General features: G+C 50.0%; 1 rRNA gene. It reads right to left on the reverse strand.

Annotation, left to right across the window (positions count from 1 at the left end):
* Positions 1–2,109, reverse strand: a 23S ribosomal RNA gene (locus tag QTP81_RS04195); the annotation flags it as partial.
* Positions 2,110–2,159 lie beyond the last annotated feature (50 nt).

The raw sequence follows: 2,159 nt of genomic DNA on the forward strand, positions 1-2,159 counted from the left end.
ATGTTTCAAAGCCTCCCACCTATCCTACACATGTAGGGTCAATGTTCAGTGCCAAGCTGTAGTAAAGGTTCACGGGGTCTTTCCGTCTAGGTGCGGGTACACTGCATCTTCACAGCAATTTCAATTTCACTGAGTCTCGGGTGGAGACAGCGTGGCCATGGTTACACCATTCGTGCAGGTCGGAACTTACCCGACAAGGAATTTCGCTACCTTAGGACCGTTATAGTTACGGCCGCCGTTTACCGGGGCTTCGATCAAGAGCTTCGCTTACGCTAACCCCATCAATTAACCTTCCGGCACCGGGCAGGTGTCACACCCTATACGTCTTCTTTCGAATTAGCAGAGTGCTGTGTTTTTAATAAACAGTCCCAGCCACCTGGTCACTGCGGCCTCCATTCGCTTAAGGAGCAAGTCCTATCACAAACAGAGGCGTACCTTCTCCCGAAGTTACGGTACAATTTTGCCGAGTTCCTTCACCCGAGTTCTCTCAAGCGCCTTAGTATTCTCTACCTGACCACCTGTGTCGGTTTGGGGTACGGTTTATATATTCATAAGTTTAGAAGCTTTTCCTGGAAGCAGGGTATTTGCTACTTCACCACCGTAGTGGCTCGTCTCGTGTCTCAGGCATGTAGTTTCCCGGATTTTCCTAAGAAACAACCCTACGCACTTTCACTTGGACAACCAACGCCAAGCTAGCATAACCTTCTCCGTCCCTCCATCACTGAATATATAAGTACGGGAATATTAACCCGTTTCCCATCGACTACGCATTTCTGCCTCGCCTTAGGGGCCGACTTACCCTGCCCTGATTAGCATGGGACAGGAAACCTTGGTCTTCCGGCGTGGGGGTTTTTCACCCCCATTATCGTTACTCATGTCAGCATTCGCACTTGTGATATGTCCAGCAAGCTTCTCAACTCACCTTCATCCACTTACACAACGCTCCCCTACCCAGCATGTAAACATGCTGCCGCAGCTTCGGTATATTGCTTAGCCCCGTTACATCTTCCGCGCAGGCCGACTCGACTAGTGAGCTATTACGCTTTCTTTAAAGGGTGGCTGCTTCTAAGCCAACCTCCTAGCTGTCTTAGCCTTCCCACATCGTTTCCCACTTAGCAATATTTTGGGACCTTAGCTGGCGGTCTGGGTTGTTTCCCTCTCCACGACGGACGTTAGCACCCGCCGTGTGTCTCCCGGATAGCACTCATTGGTATTCGGAGTTTGCAAAGGGTTGGTAAGTCGGGATGACCCCCTAGCCTTAACAGTGCTCTACCCCCAATGGTGTTCGTCCGAGGCTCTACCTAAATAGATTTCGGGGAGAACCAGCTATCTCCCGGTTTGATTGGCCTTTCACCCCCAGCCACAGGTCATCCCCTGACTTTTCAACGTCAGTGGGTTCGGTCCTCCAGTTGATGTTACTCAACCTTCAACCTGCCCATGGCTAGATCACCGGGTTTCGGGTCTATACCTAGCAACTAAACGCGCAGTTAACACTCGCTTTCGCTACGGCTCCCCTAGACGGTTAACCTTGCTACTAAATATAAGTCGCTGACCCATTATACAAAAGGTACGCAGTCACCCCGAAGGGCTCCCACTGCTTGTACGTATACGGTTTCAGGTTCTATTTCACTCCCCTCACAGGGGTTCTTTTCGCCTTTCCCTCACGGTACTAGTTCACTATCGGTCAGTTAGGAGTATTTAGCCTTGGAGGATGGTCCCCCCATCTTCAGTCAAGATAACACGTGTCCCGACCTACTTAATATGACTTACTTGAACCTTCACATACGGGACTATCACCCTGTATCGTTGTGCTTCCCAACACATTCTGCTAATTCAAATAAGTTCGGCTGCTCCCCGTTCGCTCGCCGCTACTAGGGGAATCTCAATTGATTTCTGTTCCTAAGGGTACTTAGATGTTTCAGTTCCCCTCGTTTGCCTCGTTAAGCTATGTATTCACTTAACGATACCGCCGAAGCGGTGGGTTTCCCCATTCGGACATCTGTGGCTCAAATGCGTTTTGTCAGCTCACCACAGCTTTTCGCAGACTTACACGTCCTTCATCGCCTCTAACTGCCAAGGCATCCACCGTATACGCTTAGTCACTTAACCATACAACCCTAATGCGTCTGCCTTTTGACTTCAGACTCATCAAGCGGTAC

It is taken from the genome of Neoalteromonas arenosi (assembly GCF_030362855.1).
Classification (GTDB): domain Bacteria; phylum Pseudomonadota; class Gammaproteobacteria; order Enterobacterales; family Alteromonadaceae; genus Alteromonas_E; species Alteromonas_E arenosi.